We start from the raw sequence: 3,488 nt of genomic DNA on the forward strand, positions 1-3,488 counted from the left end.
GGGATAAGCGGGAAGGCTGAGACCCCGCAGGCTAAGCCGAGGAGGCTCAGGTCTCGCCCCATGGAAAGCGAGCATCACGTAGTGGAAATCAACATCACTACACTCTTTTACGAAAAATTTGGTAATTAATTGATAAGGTTGTTTTTCAACAGCGTAAAAGCACCCCAGTTTATTGACTGAGGTGCTTTTATTGTTATTAATAGATCACTTAAATCCAACTTCTTTACCCTACAAGCAACAAATCTAAAGAAAATCATTTGATTTGGGTTTTATAGTTTTGAAAAATTTGTGACAAAATATAATAATGCGAAGAAACAATATCTTATTATAATATAAATTTTATTGAATTTGATGAAAATGTGAGGTAAGATTGTTTGGTCTGAAAATTAGTCCAATTGGGAAACTTTATACAAATTATTAATCGGAGTTGTTGTTTATGTCACCAAGAGTACCTAATACTTTTATAATCATTTTAGGTTTTATGTTATTTGCACTGTTTTTTGGAGCAGGAAATCTAATTTTTCCACCCATACTTGGACAGTTAGCCGGAAAAAACTTATGGATCGCCAATGCAGGCTTTTTAGTGACTGGAGTTGGATTACCATTGTTAGGTGTTACAGCTTTTGTTTTTTCAGGTGAAAAAAATTTGCAATCTTTAGCTAGACGTGTACATCCGTTGTTTGGTATTGTATTTACTACGGTTCTTTATCTAGCAATTGGTCCTTTTTTTGCTATCCCTAGATCAGGGAATGTATCGTTTGAAATTGGTGTTAAACCTTTTTTATCAAATGATGCAAGTCCTGGTGCATTAATCATATTTACAATCTTATTTTTCACAGTTACATGCTTGTTATCACTTAATCCTACAAAGATTATTGATGTAGTAGGAAAATTTCTAACTCCTATTAAATTAACGTTTATCGGATTGCTTGTTGTTATCGCCATTGTTCATCCAATCGGGAAATTTCAAGAGCCATTTAAAGGGTACACAACAAATGTGTTTTTTAAAGGTTTCCAAGAAGGCTATTTAACAATGGATGCTCTTGTAGCATTTGTTTTTGGAATTATTATTGTAAACGCAATTAAGGGAAAAGGAGTTACGACTAAAAAACAGCTTATGATCGTTTGTGGAAAGTCAACAGCAATAGCTGCTTCACTTTTAGCAATAATCTATTCAGCTCTTACATATATGGGGGCTTCTAGTGTTGAGAAACTTGGTCGATTAGATAATGGAGCTGAAGTTTTAGCGAAAGTTTCAGACTATTATTTTGGTTCTTATGGGGCAATATTATTAGGTTTAATGATTACAGTGGCATGTTTGACTACGAGTGTAGGTCTAATCACTGCTTGTTCTACTTTTTTTCATGAATTGTTTCCAGCCATTTCTTACAAAAAAATTGCGATCATTATGACTGTATTTAGTACACTTATAGCTAATATAGGTTTAACACAGTTAATTAAAGTTTCAATTCCTGTATTAATGACACTATATCCGATTGCTATATCCTTAATTTTCTTAACATTCTTACACTATGCATTTAAAGGTAGGTCAGAAGTGTATCAATGCAGTTTGATCTTAACTTTTATTGTCAGCCTGTTTGATGGGTTAAACTCAGCTGGAATACAAATTGAAGTAATTCATCATTTCTTCACTAAGTACCTGCCGTTGTATAGTTTAGGTTTAGGTTGGATATTTCCAACTATTATTGGTGGATTTATTGGTTATTTTATTAGTATTTTACGAAAGAAAAATAAGAAAAATATTCCAAGTTCAATTCGAAAGATCAGTTAATGATAGGAAATTAAAAAAGCTTTTTAACTGTAAATATTCTAAAGTAAGTTAGTAATGGTTTTAGGGGAGAAGTTTTTAAGAGTGATTCAAAAAGTGACAATTGTTTCATCAGGAAGGGGAGGAAATAGAATGGCACAAAAGGAATTGAAAAAAGGATTGAAAGCGCGCCATATTCAGATGATTGCTTTAGGCGGTACAATCGGTGTAGGTTTATTTATGGGTTCAACGAGTACCATTCATTGGACGGGCCCATCAGTAATGCTTGCTTATGCAATTTCGGGAATTTTTATCTTCTTCATTATGCGTGCAATGGGGGAAATGTTATACCTAGAGCCAAGTACAGGTTCATTTGCGACATTTGGCCATAAATATATACACCCTTTAGCAGGGTATATGACTGCTTGGAGTAACTGGTTCCAGTGGGTTATTGTTGGAATGTCAGAAATTATTGCAGTTGGGGCATATATGAAGTACTGGTTTCCAGACTTACCGGCTTGGATACCAGGAATTATTGCAATTGTGATTCTTGGTGCAGCAAATTTAATTTCTGTTAAATCATTTGGTGAATTTGAATTTTGGTTTGCATTGATTAAAGTCGTTACGATTTTATTAATGATTGTTGCTGGGTTTGGTCTTATTTTCTTCGGTCTTGGAAACGGAGGAAATGCGATTGGTATATCTAATCTTTGGAAAAATGGCGGCTTCTTTACAGGTGGTTGGTCAGGTTTCTTCTTTGCACTTTCACTAGTTGTTGGAGCTTATCAAGGCGTTGAATTAATTGGTATTACAGCTGGAGAAGCAGAAAATCCGAAAAAAACATTAAAAGAAGCGATTCAAAGTCTTATTTGGCGTATTTTAATTTTCTATATTGGTGCTATTTTTGTAATTGTAACAGTTTTCCCTTGGGATCAACTAAATTCGATTGGTAGCCCGTTTGTTGTAACTTTTGCAAAATTTGGTATTACAGCTGCAGCTGGTATTATTAACTTTGTAGTTATCACTGCTGCAATGTCTGGCTGTAACAGTGGTATTTATAGTGCAGGTCGCATGCTTTATACATTAGGTATAAATGGACAAGCACCAAAATATTTTACAAAAGTCTCAAATAACGGAGTACCTTTATTCGGTACAATCGGTGTATTAATTGGTTTAATAATTGGGGTTATTTTAAATTTTATTGCACCAAAAAACTTATTCGTGTATGTATACAGTGCTAGTGTACTTCCTGGGATGGTCCCGTGGTTTGTCATTTTAATTAGTCATATTCGTTTCAGAAAAGTAAAAGGAGATGAAATTAAAAATCATCCTTTTAAAATGCCTTTTGCACCATTTACTAACTATTTAACATTAGCCTATTTAGTATTGGTATTAATCGGTATGTGGTTTAATGATGACACACGAATCTCACTTATTGTAGGGATTATTTTCTTGGCAATCCTTGTCATTTGTTTCTATGCTTTCGGTATCGGAAAACGTGTACCAATAGATACTCAAGAAGATGAAGATATAGCTAACTAATAATTCTCTTGGTTTGATGGTAAGATGTTCATTTGAACATAGCTATCAAATAATTAAATTTTAAAAACAATCAATGCGTTCGTATGATTAGATCCAGTGATTAAACTGGATGAGATTATTATACGAACGCTTTTTTTTATTACCTGAATAACTTATCGACAGTATTTATTTAACCCAA

Annotated in this window: 2 protein-coding genes; both read left to right on the top strand. The window is 33.6% G+C overall.

Features of this window, described 5'->3' with window-relative positions; all coding sequences use genetic code 11:
• Nucleotides 1–436 precede the first annotated feature (436 nt).
• The gene (brnQ, locus tag CN514_RS12555) at nt 437–1,792 is read left to right on the top strand and encodes a branched-chain amino acid transport system II carrier protein (RefSeq protein WP_098232883.1); all 1,356 of its coding nucleotides are present in this window, start codon (nt 437–439) and stop codon (nt 1,790–1,792) included.
• Between the two features lie 129 nt (nt 1,793–1,921).
• Nucleotides 1,922–3,310: an amino acid permease gene (locus tag CN514_RS12560; protein WP_098232884.1), complete on the top strand. Its 1,389-nt coding sequence runs from the start codon at nt 1,922–1,924 to the stop codon at nt 3,308–3,310.
• The last annotated feature ends 178 nt before the right edge of the window (nt 3,311–3,488 follow it).

This window comes from Bacillus sp. AFS001701 (genome assembly GCF_002559405.1).
Classification (GTDB): domain Bacteria; phylum Bacillota; class Bacilli; order Bacillales; family Bacillaceae_G; genus Gottfriedia.